We start from the raw sequence: 17,340 nt of genomic DNA, 5'->3' as shown, positions 1-17,340 counted from the left end.
ATTTAGTTGCCGCTCTGCAGCTTTAAAGCTTGGGTCACCAATTAACCCTGTTGCACCACCAACAAGAGCAATAGGGTTATGGCCTGCGTCCTGAAAACGTTTCAACACCAAAAGAGGAACAAGATGACCTAGGTGCAAGCTGTCTGCCGTTGGATCAAAACCACAATAAAGCGTACGACTCTCACCATCTAGATGTTTTTTTAGCTCTTCTTCCGCCGTCATTTGGGCGACAAGTCCACGAGCTTGCAAGTCATTCAACAGGTCTTTACTGCTTACAGTCATTATTTTGATCCATATCCTAGTTAGTTTATCGTACTTAAGCATTCAATTATAAAAGTAATATTGGTAGGATTATAAGGCTTTTATAAAGATTTTTCGGGTACATATTTTGATAAAGTTATTACCAACAAAGCATTTACTGTTGATTGCCGCTGTAAGTGCACTTCTGGCCATAGTACTTATAGCCATTCCAGAAGAAGAAACCGATGGGAACGAACTGATCTCCATTGACGCCAGTTTTGAGATAGTCGATCAGTCGAAACTTATGCTGCACGACCTACAAAGTCTTAGCCCAAACACCACACAACCTTTAGTCAACACAACACAGAACACAAGCATTGCTAGTAATAGCTATGATATTCCAGCGCCCGAAGCCTTAGTCAAAAAAACCAGCGCACCAACATTCAAAAAGCAGTCCGTTGAAGTAAAGCCCGGGGATTCACTATCAAAAATACTATCCAATGCGGGGATCTCAGCCCAAGATATTTACAAGGTGTCACAAGCAGATAAAAAGCAAAAAACACTAGTCCAGATGAGACCGGGGCAAACCATTCAATTTACAACCAATGAGGCTTCGGGTGAATTATCAGAATTAACACTGACTTTAAACAGACTAGACAGCGTCACCTTTGAACGCAACGAAGACGAGTATAAAAGAAGTGAAGCTTCAAGAACCCCTGACATTTCACAAACTTATAAAGAAGCCGAAATTAACAACTCATTATTTGTTGATGGGCTTCGTGCTGGAATAGACCAACCACTACTTATCGAATTAGCGAATATTTTTGGCTGGGACATCGACTTTGCATTAGATATCCGCAAAGGGGATAACCTTAGCGTGCTATACGAAGAAAAATTTCTTGATGGTGAAAAAATAGCAAATGGCAACATCATTGCTGCACAGTTCATCAACAATGGCAGAACGTATCAAGCCATTAGGTATAAAACGGATAAAGGAGCCAACTACTACACACCCGATGGCTTAGCGATGCGAAAAGCATTTATACGCACCCCTGTCGATTTCACAAGAATTTCGTCCAAATTCAATCCAAACAGACTCCATCCTATTTTCAAAACAAGCAGACCACATCGAGGTGTAGACTACGCGGCGGCGAGCGGCACTCCAGTCAAAGCAGCTGGTGATGGAAAAGTATCTTTTGCTGGTAAACAAAACGGTTATGGTAATGTCGTCATCATTGACCACGGTAGAGGTTACCAAACCCTTTATGCCCATTTGAAAGGTTTTGCAAGAGGTATAAAACGAGGTAGCCGAGTTCAACAAGGCAAAATCATTGCTTATGTCGGCCAAACGGGCTGGGCGACTGGCCCACACTTACATTATGAATTCAGAATAAACGGCACACATAAAAATCCAGTTACAGTCAAATTGCCCAATGACGATCCTATGCCAAAAAATGATTTAAAAGAATTTTTACCTTATGCCAAGAAAGTGGTTGCCACTTTAGCCAACTCACACTCGCCTTCATTTGCACAAAAGCTGGCCTCACTTAAGGAGTGAACCATCAAACAGGCACAAAAAAAAGCAGCCTGTAGGCTGCTTTTTTATGAAACTCAACGCGAAGTTAGATTGCGCCGTTCACAAAATCAATCAATTGAGATTTAGAAACTGCACCCACTTTAGTTGCAACCACTTCACCACCTTTAACGATTAGCAATGTAGGAATGCCACGAACGTTATATTTAGGCGCTGTTTCTTGGTTTTCATCCACGTTCAGCTTAACCACTTTGATTTTACCAGCGTATTCAGCTGCAACGTCTTCCAAAACGGGTGCAATCATTTTACATGGACCACACCAAGGCGCCCAAAAATCCACAAGTACTGGGATATCTGAATTCAATACGTCTTCTGCAAATTGAGCATCTGTAATCTGGATTGTATTCTCACTCATTTATAAGTCCTCAAAATCTATGTTTAACCAATGAATGTGGCTAGTGTATCACTAAATGATTTGGGTAAAAATGCGTTCAAACAAATTAAGATAATAGAAAAAAACTATCTTAATAAAGAACGAATCACTGTCGGTAATTCTAGCAACGAATGCACCTCAGCATGAGACCGAGCACCCCACTCGTCTCCCCAGTGTTGCGCCCCATGGCGATTAAACCAAATACTTTTCGCGCCTGCGTTAGATGCGCCAAAGACATCATCCACAGGGTGATCTCCCACATGAACAAGCTCAGATAAATCTACGCCCGCTTTTTTTGCTGCCATTGAAAACACATCAACAGCAGGCTTAGCGATACCAACTTGATCAGCCCGAACTGCAAAATCAAAATACTGTCCAAGCCCAACATAAGGATGAAAAACATCGGCATTACCATTCGTAATGACCGCTAACGAGTACTCTTGGCTTAACGCCTCCAACACATCAATGGCATGCGGGTACAGATCCACTTTTTGGCGCCACTCACAAAAATGAGCCAGCGCAGCCGCTGCAACAGACTCAGCTTCTTCGGATGGAAGCCCAAATTGTTTTAGCGCCAATTTATAAACAGCAAGGCGGAGCTGTGTGAGATTAGGAGCAAGTTCTGGTGTTACCGAGAGCACTTTTTTCTTTAGTTCGTCTTGTACTGACAAAGAATAGGCAGAGGAAAAGCCAGGAAAACGCACCTCAAACCAAGCCGCCATGGCGTATTCAGCCCGAGTAATAACAGGTGAAACATCCCACAGGGTATTATCTAAATCGAAGGTAATCAAAACGGTCATGGCAATAACCTCAACACAATCGCACTTAATAGGTCTGCAATGTATTGAAGAAACAAAGCTCCCTTTTCTTTATCAAACGCTGACTTACTCTCGGCTCCCAGCACAAGCACGCCGCACTTTCTCACCTCTCCTCCTTCTCGTGAAAGAAGCGGTAAAACGGCAACAGAGTGAATTGACGAAGCGTCATCAGGGAAAAGAAAGTTCATTTCATTGGTTGGCAACATGCCACAGAAACAATTGGTAAAGCCTGCAGAGTTAGATAAAAAGACATCGTCTTCCACCAGCTTATGACTTCTCACAGCGCTGTCAGGAAAATCACCAAACAATACCAATGCATGATGGGATACTTCAAAGTCGTCTCTCACCATGTCATCGATAATAACAGCCAAGTCATCCAAAGAACGGCAAGTCAGCCCCGCTAATACCAAGCGACGACTTTTCTGCATGGTCGATTCGTTTTCACGAGCCACTTTTATTAGACGATCAAATTCAGCTCGATACTCAGCTGTCGTTTTACGCAATAAATGCACTTGATATTCCAGTAACGACGTCACCTTTCCATTAACTGGATGAGGAAGATTAAGACTCTCCAACAAATCAGTATTCCGAACAAAAAAGTCCGGCGTATTTGACAAGTATTGAATAACTTCTTCTTCGCTCATAATTCCTCTATAGGTAAATTTGACCTTCGAATACTTTCTCAGCAGGACCCGTCATTAAAATGGGAGTCCCCTCACCTTGCCATTCAATGTGCAGATCACCACCTCGCAAATGAGCGGTTACTTTAGGAGATAACCACCCTTGCTTAATGCCCGCAACGACAGCGGCGCAGGCTCCAGTGCCACAAGCTTGTGTTTCACCTACCCCACGCTCATAAACGCGCAAGTTGATTTCATCAGGGCTAATAACCTGCATAAAACCCACATTCACCTTTCTAGGAAAACGTTCATGACACTCAATCAAAGCCCCCACTCTAGTGACTTCCTCATCAAGAAGCTGATCCACTTTGATCACAGCATGAGGATTACCAACGGACACAGGTGTCATAAAATACTCTGTATCACCAGCCATAATACTATAAAGCCCATTACAAGGATCGGCCGTAAATGGCAAATCTTGCGGCTCAAAACTCGGCGATCCCATGTCTACTGTCACCAAGCCTGCGTCCAGTACGCGCAATTGAATCGAGCCACGTTTTGTTTCTACATTGATAATGCGTTTATTCGTTAACTCGCGGTCTAAAACAAACTTAGCAAAACAACGAGCACCGTTTCCGCAATGCTCAACTTCACTGCCATCCGAATTATAAATGCGGTATCGAAAGTCCATGTCAGGATCAGTGGGCGGCTCAACCACCAAAAGTTGATCAAAACCGATCCCCCAGTTACGATCACTCAGTCTCTCGATCTGCTGCTTATTAAAAAACACCTTACGAGACACCGCATCCACTACAACAAAATCATTTCCTAAACCATGCATTTTGGTAAATTTTAATAACACGATGAACTCCTCAGTCTGGCAAAATTTGCTCACCAGCTAACTGATGTTCAATCGTTTCACGAGCACGGATCAAATACGTTTTGTCACCATCCACCATCACCTCGGCGGCGCGATTACGGCTATTGTAATTCGATGACATAGTAAAGCCATAAGCCCCAGCCGAACGAACAGCCAACAAATCACCAGCCTGAATGTCCAACTCTCGATCTTTACCTAAAAAGTCACCTGTCTCACAAATAGGACCAACAAGATCATAGTTGCGTTTACCTTCTGGCGTCGGCAACAAAGACACAGGAACAATGTTCATCCAAGCGCCATACAAAGAAGGGCGAATAAGATCATTCATTGCGCCATCAATAATGGCGAAGTTTTTATGTGGATTGCATTTCAAAAACTCAACTTGAGTCACTAATACACCAGCATTAGCCGCAATAGAGCGCCCGGGTTCGAACGCCAATTCGAAATCCATACCTTTTACTTTATCCAATAAGAGCTTGGCATATTCAGCAGGCTCAGGTGGTACTTCGTCACGATAGCGAACCCCCAAACCACCACCCAAATCAAGGTGTTTAATCTGAATACCTTCTGCTGACAGCTGATCCACCAAGCCAATTAGGCGGTCAAATGTGTCCAAAAAGGGTTTAAGTTCAGTTAATTGGGAACCGATATGACAGTCCACGCCCATGACATTTAAATGTGGCAGTGAGTGCGCAATTTTATAAATTCGAACCGCGTCCTTGATATCGATTCCAAATTTATTTTCTTTCAAACCTGTGGAAATGTAAGGATGGGTTTTTGCATCCACATCAGGGTTAACACGCAAAGACACAGGAGCAGTCTTACCCATTTCCCCAGCCACCTCATTTAAGCGGTACAGTTCTGCTTCAGATTCCACGTTGAAACAGTGGATGCCCACTTCCAACGCTCTGCGCATTTCCACCGCCTGCTTGCCTAACCCGGAAAACATCACTTTTGATGGATCGCCACCCGCTTTCAAGACCCGCTCTAGCTCACCGATGGAGACAATATCAAAGCCTGATCCCAAACGAGCCAAAACGTTCAAAATAGCAATATTCGAACACGCTTTTACTGCATAGCAGATAAGTGTTGGGTGTGACGCAAACGCATCGGCATAGGCCTTATAATGACGTTCCAGTGTTGCTCTTGAATAAACGTAACATGGTGTACCATATTGATTAGCAATATCAGACAACGCCACATTTTCAGCATGCAGTGCTTGATTAGAATAATTAAAAAAGTCCAAAAGGGGATCCTCAGCTATAAAGACGATTCTTGTTGCGGCATATCAGCAGTGTCTGTTGGCAAATAAAGCGCCCCTTTATTTCCACAAGCAGCCAGAAAAACAGCCAAAACACACACTGAAATCCACTTCACCATCGTCTTATCTCTTCTATTTTTGATTCAGACAGTATACCTTGCAGCCAGTTCGTTTCCCAACCCCAGCAGACCAATTACACAGATATTCTTTTCTTAAAATTCTTTACTTAATAGGCAAATATCTCTGTGTTTAAATTTGGTATATTAATCTGAGACAAGACATTCACTGATACAAAATGGGCTCTACTATCGTCAACCAACCAGATCAAGACACAAAACCATCCATAAAACACCGAGTGGCGCCATGGGCGACAGCACTGTTGTGCGCAATATCGATACATATACTGATACTTAACCTGACGCAGGTCCAACAGTGGTTTGACATTGACACACCAGCATCACAGTTTGAGATGCTACTACTGCCAACCCAACCTGAAGGCTCAACGCCTGAAACACCCAAAGCGATAACCGAGACGACACAGTACGATGCCGCCAACGATCAAGACGCGCCCAGTTTTTTAACGCCCGACATTGAAGGCAACCAACCCGCACTGAACACCCAAGACGCATCCTCTATCCGAGACATAGGGCCTATTAACGAAGTAGACAGTGTAAATGACAACATTACCCCTGATGAAACAACCTCAAGCTTGATGCCCTCAACAATAGACTCCTCCAAGCCAGCCTTACTGGACTTATCTAACATTTCGCTTTCAGCTGACATAAAAGACACCGCTTTAGTGGGTGTCTTTTCAGAAGAGTTACGAAACAAAATCTCGGCATCCAAAGAAGCCCAAAAAGAATATCTTAAAGGCCTAACAAAAGAGGTGGATTATCCCATCACAAAAGACGCAGACGGAACACGCTATGTGAATATAAAAGGAGTCTGTTGGCGACTTCCACCAGAGGGCAGTAATGAAGGATGGGCTATTGTCTTCGATGGTTGCGGAGTGAAATCCGATTTATTCCACTTCGAGCTAAACATTTCACCCAGCGTGCTTACGAATGAATTGCTAGGTCCGGATTCACCATTCAACCTAAACCAGCCCACAAAATAAAATGGCCACCCTAAGGCAGCCACTCTTCAACGCAAATAGCACTCACGAAGCAAACGAACTATCGTTTTAGAAGCTCCGCTTTTGCACGCTCTACAGCCTGTAAAACTTGAGCAGGTGCTGTGCCACCAATATGGTCACGAGCAGCGACAGAACCTTCAAGTGTCAAAACATCAAAAACATCCGCTTCGATCATGCTACCGAAAGACTGCAGCTCCTCTAACGTCATTTCAGACAAGTCTTTGCCTTCTTTCACGCCATAACCCACCGCTTTACCAACCACTTCGTGAGCATCACGGAAAGCGACACCATGACGAACCAAATAATCCGCCAAATCGGTCGCAGTAGAAAAGCCTCGGCGAGCGGCTTCGTACATATGCTCTTTACGAGATTCGATCGCTGGGATCATATCGGCAAAAGCACGCAACGAACCTTTTAGCGTGTCTACTGTATCAAACAATGGCTCTTTGTCTTCTTGATTGTCTTTGTTGTACGCCAGACACTGAGACTTCATCAAAGTTAACAAGCCCATCAAATGTCCGTAAACACGGCCGGTTTTACCTCGAACCAATTCTGGCACATCAGGATTTTTCTTCTGCGGCATAATAGAAGAACCAGTGCAGAAACGGTCAGGTAGATAAATAAAGTTAAACTGAGCAGACACCCACATCACCATTTCTTCCGCCCAACGAGACAAATGCATCATAATAATAGACGCTGTTGCCGTGAATTCGATGGCAAAATCTCGGTCACTGACGGAATCCAAAGAGTTGTAAGTCGGACGCTCAAACCCCAGCAATTCTGCTGTCATATGACGATCAATCGGATACGTTGTTCCAGCAAGTGCTGCCGCACCCAATGGCAAAATATTAATACGCTTACGGCAATCCACTAAACGCTCATAATCACGTTGCGCCATTTCATACCACGCCATTAAATGATGACCAAATGTAACGGGCTGAGCGGTTTGCAAATGCGTAAAGCCAGGCATAATGGTATTGGCTTCTTTTTCAGCCAAGCTCAAAATACCTTGCTGCAGGCGAGTCACTTCTTCTAGCAAGAAATCCACTTCATCGCGCATGTACAAACGAATGTCTGTTGCAACTTGGTCATTACGAGAACGGCCAGTGTGCAGCTTCTTGCCCGTGATACCAATTTTTTGCGTTAAACGAGCCTCAATGTTCATATGAACATCTTCCAACTCGATCGACCAAGCAAATTCGCCACGAGCAATTTCATCTTCAATTTCGGTCAGACCCTGAATAATCTGATCTCGTTCTTCTGCCGTCAAAACCCCTACGCTGGCCAACATTTTGCCGTGCGCAATGGACCCTTGAATATCCTGCTTTGCCATACGTTGATCAAATTCAACAGACGCGGTAAAACGCGCAACAAACGCATCGACAGGCTCAGAAAAACGACCACCCCATTGCTGGTTCGTGGTTTTATTAGTATCAGTCATTCGGTTGGTTCCCACACAAATTCAAACAGCTGCCAAGAGTACATTAAGCGCCCCGACTTATAAAGTATTGAAAGATGACGAGTGTCGTCATAGCGAGTATCATAATGCCGATATTTTAGAGACATTTATCCCACCAAACTCACTAGGAGACGCAGTGAAAGATAAAATTGTGATCGCAACCCGAGAAAGCCAACTTGCCCTTTGGCAAGCAAACAACGTCAAAGCAAAACTCGAAAGCCTTTACCCAGAGATGACGGTAGAACTGCTTGGCATGACCACAAAAGGCGATCAAATTTTAGATTCACCACTGTCGAAAATTGGCGGCAAAGGTCTGTTTGTAAAAGAGTTGGAAAGCGCTCTAATGGATGGTCGAGCAGACATCGCCGTTCATTCTATGAAAGACGTCCCTATGGCTTTTCCAGAAGGCTTAGGCCTAGCAGTCATTTGTGAACGAGAAGACCCCAGTGACGCTTTCGTTTCAAACCAAGTAAATACACTAAATGACTTACCAAGTGGCGCCGTTGTCGGCACATCCAGCTTACGTCGCTCATGCCAATTAAAAATGCAACGCCCAGACCTCGTCATTAAAGACCTTAGAGGCAATGTAAACACACGTCTGCGTAAAATGGACGATGGTGAATACGACGCAATTATTTTGGCCACAGCCGGGCTAGTCCGACTAGAAATGCAAGACAGAATCAAGCAGCGCATTCCAGCAGAAACCAGTTTACCCGCGGGTGGACAAGGTGCCATGGGCATCGAGTGTCGCTCTGATGATGTACAAACCATCAATTTATTAGCGCCGTTACAGCATGAAGAAACCGCCATTCGCGTTATTGCCGAGCGCGCTGTGAATGAAAGACTAAACGGTGGCTGCCAAGCACCCATTGCTTGCTTTGCGATATTAACTGGCGATTCTATTTGGTTAAGAGGCCTTGTTGGTAGCCCAGATGGAAAAACCATGATTGAAGGCGAAATTCGTGGCCACAAAGACGATGCAAAATCGCTTGGTGTGCAATTGGCTGATGACTTACTCGCTCGTGGCGCAGACGTCATTCTTGACGCCTTATATAAATAAGAAAAGGCGAAATAGTAGTGCAAGACTGTCGTATTCTGATTACTCGACCGGAACCCGAAAACACTCTGACCTGTGAGCGCGTTCGCGCTCATGGCTGGACTGCCGTATCACTGCCTATGCTGGACATTGCGCCTTTAGAAAATGCAGATCAACTAGCACAAATCCGGTCACAAGTTTTCGATATTGACACCTTTGACTACGTCATTTTTGTGAGCAAAAACGCCGCGAGAATCGCTTGCAAATGGCTCGATGCCTGCTGGCCAATGCTGCCTATTGGCGTTCACTGGATTGGCATTGGCGAAGGCACGACCAATACGCTGAGAGAAGAAGGCGTTCCTGCACTCTCTAACCCAGGCCATACCACTGAAGCGTTACTTGACTGGTTGAAGCCAGCCAAAATGACCAATCAGAAAATTCTGATTGTACGTGGACAGGGTGGTCGCCCTGAACTGGGTCTCAAATTAGAAGAAAGAGGTGCGAAAGTTAGTTATCTTTCTCTCTATGAAAGAAAAAAACCACGCTACCACGCTCAAACTTTCTTTATGCTGCCCGATATCAATTTAATATGGGTCACCAGTGGCGAAAGTTTAAGCAATCTTTCAGAATACGTGACATTACATACACCAGAGTGGAAAACACTCCCTATACTGACACCCAGTATCAGAGTGAATCAGCAAGCGATAGAAATGGGTTGGATAAATGCATCGTGCGCACAAGGTGCAGACGATAACAGCTTGATCAAAGCGACGGAATTTCACACAGGAAAACAGAATGACTGAGAACAACAAGCAAGAGCTCAACCTAAACGACGCTAAAGAGACGTCTCCTGTTCCCCCTCAAAACAATCAGGATACTAAGTCAGGCACTCCCCTCGTCGCCACCCTGTCTATTGGTATTTCAGCAATCGCCTTGGCGACCAGTGGCTGGTTGTATTTTCAGTCAACACAAAACACCGCAGAAAAAGACATAGCCGCATTAACGATTCAGCAGGCAGCGCTTAATAACAAGCTCGCCTCCGACGTATCGAATAAAGACCAACTCAAGCAACTGATGGCACAAATTCAAAGTGCAGAGCAATCCATCCAAACGCAAAAAGAACATATAACGACACAGCAGACACGACAAACTGAAAAAATTCAGTCGCTGGAGTCCAAATTAAACAGATTGAATAACACCACAAAAGAAGACTGGAAACTTGCGGAAGCTGAGTATTTAATTCGTCTGGCCAACCAAAGATTACTGCTTGAATCAGACAATAATGGAGCGGTCACACTGCTTGTGAATGCCGATGACATACTAAACGAGCTAGAAGACCCAATCGCCTTCGCCACACGCAAAGCGTTAGCAAAAGATATCCAAGCCTTAAAATCCATAAGTTCATTCGATTTAGAAGGCGCTTATCTTAAATTAAACGCACTTTACAACGATGTCGCCAACCTCCCACAAAGAGAACCCTCAAAAGAATGGCAAGCCAATAACGCCAATACTGAAACGCAAATCAGCGACGCCAGCACAAATCGTTTCACATCGGCGCTTGAAAGCTTCTGGCGTTCCATCCGCTCTTTAATCGTCATCAACTACAACCACAAACCCATCAAAGCCTTACTGCCACCAGCAGAATACCAAGAGCTCATTACTGGGCTGCAACTGCAAATAGACGTCGCTCAAGTGGCTCTGGTTAAAGGAGAGCCAGCCATTTACCAACAGGCGCTGTCTCGCATCGCTACGGCCACGACGGAACATTTTGAAACACAATCAAAAAATGTGGTGTCTTTTTTGGCCAGCGTAACGGCATTGCAACAACTGAACCCCTCTCCAGACCTTCCATTACCAAGAGAGTCGCTCATGGCCATGAAAGCCTTAATGAAGGAATGGAACAACCGCGACGTGAAGACCAGCACAACCATAGAACAGAACGACACTGACACAACCGCTCCAGATCAACAAAGCACAACAGAAACGCAAATCGAGCCAGGAGATCAAGCATGAGAAAACTTCTTTTCTTATTGGTCATCATGATGGCCGTTGGTGGCGTATTAGGGTTACTGATGCGCCAAGACAGTGGCTACGTACTTCTGGCTTATAACGGCGTGACGGTTGAAACCAGCTTATGGGTATTGATTGTTGCCATGATCATCGCCTTGTTTGTGCTTAGCTGGGTAAAACGAATCTTATTCATTGCTCTTAGACCGAGCAATTCATTGGCAAAAGTAACCGGAAACTTAGCGCAAAAAAGAGCGTCTCGAAATACCATTAGAGGCATGTTAGAGCTGGTTGGGGGCAACTGGAACAAAGCAGAAAAACTGCTCACCAACAGTGCCGATAAGGTCCCTTATCCACTCATCAATTACATTGGTGCTGCTTATGCGGCCAGCGAGCAAGATGAACACGAACGCTCGAAAGCACTGTTACGCTCTGCACACAAATCAACACCAGAAGCCGAATTTGCCATTGGTTTTGCGCAAAGTCAGCTGCAGATTAAACAGGAACATTACGAAGGTGCTCTTGCCTCATTACTTCGCCTTCAGAAACTCAAGCCAAAACACAGACAAACCCTAAAAATGTTGGTCACTGTTTACACTAGATTAAAAGATTGGGATGCTTTACTGGCGTTAACACCAACATTGAAGAAAGACGGCATATTTGATGATGACAACATGCTTGAGCTTGAAAGAAACGCATTTTTGGCACTGTTAGATAAAATTAAATTTCGTAACAAACTAGGGCAAAACAAAAAAGACCTAGTGACAGAAGTCGAAAGCCTATGGAATAAATTGGACACCTTGTCTCAAGATGATCGCATGAGACAATTGTATGCCCAGACGCTGATTCATTTTGGTGATGACAGCAAAGCAGAAAATTTTATAAGAAGCAGCCTAAACCAAAAATGGTCTGAAGAGCTGATCTATGAATATGGCAACATCAAGCAAGACAACGCTAAAAAACAGCTAGTCAATGCGGAAAATTGGCTAAAAAAAGAGCCTGCCAGTGCAAATTTATACCTTGTCTGCGGACGCTTAAGCCAATCCATGATGCTATGGGGAAAAGCCAGAGACTACTACGAGCAGGCGCTTTCACTTGATACTCAAAATGAAGCATTGGCTGAACTGAGCCGCTTACTTAAAGCAATGGGAGATACCAAGGCAAGCCAAGATCTCATGATGATCAATTTGAATCAGGCAAGCAATCAACTTAAACCACTTCCTCTGCCTTAGTAAGGCCCACTATAAAACCAAAAAAAAACGCGATGATAAAAATGTTATCGCGTTTTTTATTGTTTTTTTCTCTGTTACTTACTTATTTTTCTATTACTTTTTCTATTTAAAGCGAACCACCAGCTCGTGCATATTGTCCGCCACATTTTGCAGCGAACGAATACTGTCACTGGATAAATTAGACTTCTCAGAACTTTGCACAGATAAGTCAGAAATGCGCACAACCTGTCTATTTATGTCCTCAGACACATGCGCCTGTTCTTCCACGGCCGCCGACATCTGAATCGCCATATCCGAAATATTTGACACCGCTTCAACGATGCTCACAAAGGAACTCTCCATCTCCACGATTTTTTCCAATCCAAGCACGGCATCTTGCTTGCCTCGGTTCGCAATAGACACCGAGTTTTTGGCCCCGCTGCGTAACGTCTCAATGATATGGTGTATGTCTTGGGTAGACCCTTGTGTTCTTTGTGCCAATTGGCGCACCTCATCCGCCACAACGGCAAATCCTCGACCATGCTCGCCCGCCCTTGCTGCTTCAATCGCGGCATTCAGCGCCAGTAAATTCGTTTGCTCGGCAATTTGATCAATCATTTGCGCAACCTGCGCTATCTTTTCAGAGTGGTCCGCCAACTCTTGAACTGTTGCACTAATGTCATTTACTGTCTCACTCAATTGACGTATTGAATGCCGAGTTTCATTGACAATGATTTGACCGCTTTTCGCCGACTCAAAAGACGATTTAGCACTGTCTGATGTTGCTTGAACATGCTGAGCAACATCATTAATCGTTGTGGTCATTTCTTGCATAGCGGCAGCCACGTCTTGGGTTTCATGCTGCTGACTCACCATGCCTTTTGTTGTTTCAATGGTGAGCTTAAGGCCAATTTTGGACTGAGCGGACACTTTTAACGATTCATCCTCAAATCTGGTCAGAACCGCGTCCATTCGGGACAGCAAACTTTTCACACCAACATCCAGTGTAGCGATATCCAAGGCACTGTCTGAATAGGTAATACCGGCCAAAGGATGCAAAAAAGACGTTGATAAACGCTTTCTTAAAATAGATTGCAGTTTTGTGTGATTCAATAAAAACAAACCATTGGCCACGATACTGCCAACAAGCAAAACACCCACCCCATAACGAATATCAATACTGCCTGCAATCACTGCAGCAATAAGACTGACAACAGGTAAAATGACTCGCCAAGACAAATAAGCGCGAGGCATGACGTTCTTACCATTAATAATGCGTCGATAAATCTTTTCTGCTCTAGCCACATCCGCTCGACTAGGAACCGTTCGAACGGATTCATAGCCAACCACTTTTCCAGCGTCAGTGACCGGCGTCACATAGGCATCTACCCAGTAAAAATCACCATTCTTACAACGATTTTTCACCAACCCCATCCACGCCTTGCCTTGTTTAAGCGTGTCCCACATGATTTGAAACGCTTCTTTAGGCATATCAGGATGACGAACAATATTGTGAGGGCTACCGATTAATTCGCTTTTATCAAAACCGCTGATTTTTACAAACGCATCATTACAGTGGACAATTTTGCCCTTTAAATCCGTTGTAGAAATGAGTTTCTCGTTTTGATCGAAGGTTTTTTCTTGGTTTGTGATTGGCATATTCTTACGCATCGAATAACTATCCTTATAGAAAAATGGTAAGACACGTCCCATCAGACAACGTAATCATCTTAGTAGGAAGTGTAAACGAAGCACATTAGTCTTTGCTGTTATTTAACTTTAGTAAGCATCTGTTTAACCAGCGAGTAAAAACAGGTAATAAATATGTAGGGATTTGTAAAGCACCCGCCAATGGTAAAAATGCAGGCCCTAATAACACACCAGCGATGCTGTATGTCAGCAAGACGTTTCGGTTTCCCGATGTAATCGCGGCCGTTAAAGCGATATCTTGCCCCTGTTTACGGTAAAAAAAGTATGACAAAGCAAAAAACACCGCGCACAAGCCAGTGGCAATCATAAAATAATTCAGCGCCATCATCGGATCATGATCAAAAAGCACACGAAAGCTTCCAACCAAACCAAAAGGAAAAGCAAAAACCAGCAAAATTGTAAAAGGGGATATTTTTACTAAAAAGCGACTTAGAGACTCTTCTGGCAACGACCAATGAACAAGAAATGAAAACAGCATTGGGCCGAAGATAAATACGATTAGACGAATGAAGTAACTCCCCCAATCTAACTCCACCTTTTCAGTCTGATACAGTACTAGCACAACAAAAATGGACACGGGGAGAACCAGTGTGGTCGCGATAGTCATGGCCATTGCTTGTAAGCTATCAAAACCCAGCGCCCTTACTATCGCCGGAGTCGCAAACAAAGACCCTGTAGCGGCAACCGCCACCACAGCCAACAGAAGGTCAGCTTCAAACGAAAGCGCCCAACCAATAGCACCAACCACCAACATAAACACAGCGGAATGCAAAATAGCATAACGCCATATGGAAAAACGTCTTAATCGCTGAATGAGTTCATTTTGCTTCATACCCAATAACGTCAACGTCATTAGCGTAAAAAGCACGACCGGAAGGAAAGGAAAAAATGCCAGTGAGACAGAAGGCAATAAGAAACCCAGAATAGCAAAAACAAACATGAAAGGAAGAGAGTGACGAACAAGGAACAACAGCATGGGGATTACACCTTAAACAGGCAGCCCATTAGAAAAACAACAGAACTATTCTAATTATTTTTTTGAGCCACTATATACTTTATTATTTTCAGGCAACTCAGCAATCTCAACCACCCAATCCGCTCTTGCTTGGTCAAATGCTTCACGCAGAGCAAGAAGTTCGTCACTTGGCGTAAGTGAGCTTTCTTGTTCGTTGTTAGGCTGACGAGCGACAGGAAATGGTATCAGATTATTCTTCATAAATTATCTCTATTAAAGCATTGTCTGGATATCTATCGACACTCTATGGATAATCTTTAGGAAACGCAATGATCAAGCCAATGGAATAACTATGAAGTTTTTAATCTCACCAGCCAAAACGCTGGATTTAACATCAGCACCTACGGTCAGTCAATTCAGCTCCCCAGAGCTATTAGATGAGGCACAACAACTCATCACCACCATAAAACCATACACACCAGCCGACATCGCTTCCTTAATGAAACTCAGCGATAAACTTGCCACACTCAACGTGTCTCGCTACCAAGAATGGGAAAAAGAACATACCCAAGACAACAGCCGTCCAGCCATTTATACCTTCATGGGCGACGTCTATACTGGTCTCGACGCTTATTCATTAAAAGAAAACGACATGCAATATGCCCAACAGTCTTTGCGTATTTTAAGCGGTTTATATGGAGTGCTAAAGCCGTTAGATTTAATGCAAGCCTACCGTCTAGAAATGGGCACCAGTCTCAAAAACGAGAGAGGCACTAACCTTTATCAATTTTGGGGAGATATTATCGTTAACAAGATTAACGAGACCCTTGATGAAGGCGAACTATTGGTCAACCTGGCGTCCAATGAATACTTCAAAGCAGTGAATAAGAAAAAGCTAGCGGCACCATTAATCACACCGAACTTTCTTGACGAAAAAAATGGCAAGTTCAAAGTCATCAGTTTTTATGCAAAAAAAGCCCGTGGTTTGATGGCTCGCTACCTGATTGAAAATCGCTGCGACACCTTAGAGGAACTTCAAGCATTTGATTTAGCGGGTTATCGTTACGACCCTCAACAATCAACCAAAGACAGTCCAGTCTTTATTCGCCCAGAAAGCGCCCAACCTAAAAAATAACGCCCATAGAAGCAGTAAACACTAACGCCTGCGTTTGCTGCTTCTATGGATATTGCCCAATAGTCACTCTGTCGTTCTGACCTAAATCCTGAAAACTCTCTACACCAACAAATCCCGCGGCCTTTAAAGCCTCGCGCACTGCCGCCGCTTGATCATATCCATGCTCAAACATCAAATAGGCATTGTGCTTCATAAAACGCTGTGCAGACTGAATAATATGCTCAATATCCGCCATGCCATGATTGTCAGCGACTAATGCACTTTTCGGCTCGAAGCGCACATCACCTTGCGACAAATGCACGTCATTTGGGTCAATATAGGGTGGATTTGAAACGATCAAATCAAATGGCTCACAGCCTTCCAGCGCATCAAACCAACGGCTTTGCATGAAGGCCACATTGTCTATCTTGTTTCGTAAGGCGTTACGTTTTGCCAACTCAACGGCTTCTTCAATTAGATCTACGCCAACAACGGCAGCTTTAGGTTGCTCTGCTGCAAGTGATAACGCAATCGCACCCGTTCCGGTACCAAGATCAAGAATCCGGCTTGTCTTGCTCACATCCAGCACAGACAATGCCACTTCCACTAAGCGTTCAGTGTCCGCACGAGGGATCAAGGTACAAGGCGCGACTTCCAGCTCCAGACTCCAAAACGCCTGATGTCCTAGCAAATACGCTACGGGTTCGCCTTGCGCCCGTCGAGTCAATAACGTGTTAAATCGTTCGATATCAGCCGCATCGACTTGTTTTTCTGGCCACGTATAAAAATACGATGTTGAAACCGACAAAACATGTGCCAGTAATAGCTGAGCGTCTAACTGCGCCGTTTCAGACGCAAAAGTAAGGCGCTCGAAAGCGCCTTTAAGCAGTTCATCTATTCGCATACGCGATGATTACCTTGATAGTG

19 protein-coding genes (1 of these 19 running past the window's edge) are annotated in these 17,340 nt (G+C 44.2%); 7 read left to right on the top strand and 12 right to left on the bottom strand.

Annotated features, from left to right (window positions below):
- Positions 1–282: the 5' portion of a tyrosine--tRNA ligase gene (tyrS, locus tag AABA11_RS03640; RefSeq protein ID WP_338265467.1), read on the bottom strand. It extends 1,023 nt beyond the left edge of the window; the window shows 282 of its 1,305 coding nt (coding positions 1–282); it begins with the start codon at positions 280–282; its stop codon lies beyond the left edge, outside the window.
- A gap of 106 nt (positions 283–388) precedes the next feature.
- On the opposite strand from tyrS, the gene AABA11_RS03635 reads away from it, so the two are divergent.
- Positions 389–1,798 carry a peptidoglycan DD-metalloendopeptidase family protein gene (locus tag AABA11_RS03635; RefSeq protein WP_338265464.1) on the top strand — a complete coding sequence of 470 codons (1,410 nt, stop codon included), beginning with the start codon at positions 389–391 and terminating at the stop codon, positions 1,796–1,798.
- Between the two features lie 64 nt (positions 1,799–1,862).
- On the opposite strand, the gene trxA is transcribed toward AABA11_RS03635, so the two are convergent.
- The 6 genes from trxA to lptM all read right to left on the bottom strand — a co-directional run bounded on the left by trxA (position 1,863) and on the right by lptM (position 5,905).
- The gene (gene trxA, locus AABA11_RS03630; protein WP_265728975.1) at positions 1,863–2,189 is read right to left on the bottom strand and encodes a thioredoxin TrxA; all 327 of its coding nucleotides are present in this window, start codon (positions 2,187–2,189) and stop codon (positions 1,863–1,865) included.
- Between the two features lie 104 nt (positions 2,190–2,293).
- Positions 2,294–3,007 carry an HAD family hydrolase gene (locus AABA11_RS03625; RefSeq protein ID WP_338265460.1) on the bottom strand — a complete coding sequence of 238 codons (714 nt, stop codon included), beginning with the start codon at positions 3,005–3,007 and terminating at the stop codon, positions 2,294–2,296.
- Complete coding sequence (locus AABA11_RS03620) at positions 3,004–3,669, bottom strand: DUF484 family protein (RefSeq protein ID WP_338265457.1); 666 nt, start codon at positions 3,667–3,669, stop codon at positions 3,004–3,006. The genes AABA11_RS03625 and AABA11_RS03620 overlap by 4 nt, the downstream gene beginning before the upstream one ends.
- Positions 3,670–3,676: 7 nt before the next feature.
- Complete coding sequence (gene dapF, locus AABA11_RS03615; RefSeq protein ID WP_265728978.1) at positions 3,677–4,507, bottom strand: diaminopimelate epimerase; 831 nt, start codon at positions 4,505–4,507, stop codon at positions 3,677–3,679.
- Between the two features lie 10 nt (positions 4,508–4,517).
- Positions 4,518–5,771, bottom strand: a complete 1,254-nt coding sequence (gene lysA / locus AABA11_RS03610; RefSeq protein ID WP_265728979.1) for a diaminopimelate decarboxylase — start codon at positions 5,769–5,771, stop codon at positions 4,518–4,520.
- Positions 5,772–5,785: 14 nt separating this feature from the next.
- Positions 5,786–5,905 carry an LPS translocon maturation chaperone LptM gene (lptM, locus tag AABA11_RS03605; protein WP_338265453.1) on the bottom strand — a complete coding sequence of 40 codons (120 nt, stop codon included), beginning with the start codon at positions 5,903–5,905 and terminating at the stop codon, positions 5,786–5,788.
- Between the two features lie 176 nt (positions 5,906–6,081).
- Here lptM and AABA11_RS03600 point away from each other — a divergent pair, with 176 nt between their 5' ends.
- Positions 6,082–6,903, top strand: a complete 822-nt coding sequence (locus AABA11_RS03600) for a hypothetical protein (protein WP_338265450.1) — start codon at positions 6,082–6,084, stop codon at positions 6,901–6,903.
- A 58-nt stretch (positions 6,904–6,961) separates the two neighbouring features.
- Here the strand turns inward: AABA11_RS03600 and argH are convergent, their stop codons facing one another.
- Positions 6,962–8,362: an argininosuccinate lyase gene (gene argH, locus AABA11_RS03595; RefSeq protein WP_338265447.1), complete on the bottom strand. Its 1,401-nt coding sequence runs from the start codon at positions 8,360–8,362 to the stop codon at positions 6,962–6,964.
- Positions 8,363–8,516: 154 nt separating this feature from the next.
- Here argH and hemC point away from each other — a divergent pair, with 154 nt between their 5' ends.
- Genes hemC through AABA11_RS03575 form a run of 4 tightly spaced genes read left to right on the top strand, consistent with a single transcriptional unit; the run spans position 8,517 to position 12,655 of the window.
- The gene (gene hemC / locus AABA11_RS03590; RefSeq protein WP_338265444.1) at positions 8,517–9,440 is read left to right on the top strand and encodes a hydroxymethylbilane synthase; all 924 of its coding nucleotides are present in this window, start codon (positions 8,517–8,519) and stop codon (positions 9,438–9,440) included.
- Between the two features lie 17 nt (positions 9,441–9,457).
- A complete protein-coding gene (locus AABA11_RS03585; protein WP_338265442.1) occupies positions 9,458–10,219 on the top strand; it encodes a uroporphyrinogen-III synthase in 762 nt (253 codons plus the stop codon).
- Positions 10,212–11,429: a uroporphyrinogen-III C-methyltransferase gene (locus AABA11_RS03580; RefSeq protein WP_338265440.1), complete on the top strand. Its 1,218-nt coding sequence runs from the start codon at positions 10,212–10,214 to the stop codon at positions 11,427–11,429. The genes AABA11_RS03585 and AABA11_RS03580 overlap by 8 nt, the downstream gene beginning before the upstream one ends.
- Positions 11,426–12,655, top strand: a complete 1,230-nt coding sequence (locus AABA11_RS03575) for a heme biosynthesis HemY N-terminal domain-containing protein (RefSeq protein ID WP_265728986.1) — start codon at positions 11,426–11,428, stop codon at positions 12,653–12,655. The genes AABA11_RS03580 and AABA11_RS03575 overlap by 4 nt, the downstream gene beginning before the upstream one ends.
- Positions 12,656–12,757: 102 nt before the next feature.
- On the opposite strand, the gene AABA11_RS03570 is transcribed toward AABA11_RS03575, so the two are convergent.
- The 3 genes from AABA11_RS03570 to AABA11_RS03560 form a co-directional block, all read right to left on the bottom strand.
- On the bottom strand, positions 12,758–14,305 hold the full coding sequence (locus AABA11_RS03570) for a methyl-accepting chemotaxis protein (RefSeq protein WP_265728987.1): 1,548 nt from the start codon (positions 14,303–14,305) through the stop codon (positions 12,758–12,760).
- Between the two features lie 85 nt (positions 14,306–14,390).
- Positions 14,391–15,320 carry a hypothetical protein gene (locus AABA11_RS03565; RefSeq protein ID WP_338265436.1) on the bottom strand — a complete coding sequence of 310 codons (930 nt, stop codon included), beginning with the start codon at positions 15,318–15,320 and terminating at the stop codon, positions 14,391–14,393.
- A 54-nt stretch (positions 15,321–15,374) separates the two neighbouring features.
- Positions 15,375–15,560, bottom strand: a complete 186-nt coding sequence (locus AABA11_RS03560) for a hypothetical protein (RefSeq protein WP_338265434.1) — start codon at positions 15,558–15,560, stop codon at positions 15,375–15,377.
- Between the two features lie 91 nt (positions 15,561–15,651).
- Between AABA11_RS03560 and yaaA the strand changes: the two genes are divergently transcribed.
- A complete protein-coding gene (gene yaaA / locus AABA11_RS03555) occupies positions 15,652–16,434 on the top strand; it encodes a peroxide stress protein YaaA (protein ID WP_338265432.1) in 783 nt (260 codons plus the stop codon).
- Between the two features lie 43 nt (positions 16,435–16,477).
- Here the strand turns inward: yaaA and prmC are convergent, their stop codons facing one another.
- Complete coding sequence (gene prmC, locus AABA11_RS03550; RefSeq protein ID WP_338265428.1) at positions 16,478–17,317, bottom strand: peptide chain release factor N(5)-glutamine methyltransferase; 840 nt, start codon at positions 17,315–17,317, stop codon at positions 16,478–16,480.
- Positions 17,318–17,340: the final 23 nt, after the last annotated feature.

This window comes from Marinomonas pontica (assembly GCF_036322735.1).
Classification (GTDB): Bacteria; Pseudomonadota; Gammaproteobacteria; order Pseudomonadales; family Marinomonadaceae; genus Marinomonas; species Marinomonas pontica.
This window is presented reverse-complemented; position numbering and strand designations above follow the sequence as displayed.

Coding starts and splice junctions, on each gene's coding strand:
- trxA (WP_265728975.1), bottom strand. CDS start 2,189: ATGAGTGAGAATACAATCCAGATTACAGATGCTCAATTTGCAGAAGAC.
- AABA11_RS03625 (WP_338265460.1), bottom strand. CDS start 3,007: ATGACCGTTTTGATTACCTTCGATTTAGATAATACCCTGTGGGATGTT.
- AABA11_RS03620 (WP_338265457.1), bottom strand. CDS start 3,669: ATGAGCGAAGAAGAAGTTATTCAATACTTGTCAAATACGCCGGACTTT.
- lptM (WP_338265453.1), bottom strand. CDS start 5,905: ATGGTGAAGTGGATTTCAGTGTGTGTTTTGGCTGTTTTTCTGGCTGCT.
- AABA11_RS03600 (WP_338265450.1), top strand. CDS start 6,082: ATGGGCTCTACTATCGTCAACCAACCAGATCAAGACACAAAACCATCC.
- argH (WP_338265447.1), bottom strand. CDS start 8,362: ATGACTGATACTAATAAAACCACGAACCAGCAATGGGGTGGTCGTTTT.
- AABA11_RS03580 (WP_338265440.1), top strand. CDS start 10,212: ATGACTGAGAACAACAAGCAAGAGCTCAACCTAAACGACGCTAAAGAG.
- AABA11_RS03575 (WP_265728986.1), top strand. CDS start 11,426: ATGAGAAAACTTCTTTTCTTATTGGTCATCATGATGGCCGTTGGTGGC.
- AABA11_RS03570 (WP_265728987.1), bottom strand. CDS start 14,305: ATGCGTAAGAATATGCCAATCACAAACCAAGAAAAAACCTTCGATCAA.
- AABA11_RS03565 (WP_338265436.1), bottom strand. CDS start 15,320: ATGCTGTTGTTCCTTGTTCGTCACTCTCTTCCTTTCATGTTTGTTTTT.
- AABA11_RS03560 (WP_338265434.1), bottom strand. CDS start 15,560: ATGAAGAATAATCTGATACCATTTCCTGTCGCTCGTCAGCCTAACAAC.
- yaaA (WP_338265432.1), top strand. CDS start 15,652: ATGAAGTTTTTAATCTCACCAGCCAAAACGCTGGATTTAACATCAGCA.
- prmC (WP_338265428.1), bottom strand. CDS start 17,317: ATGCGAATAGATGAACTGCTTAAAGGCGCTTTCGAGCGCCTTACTTTT.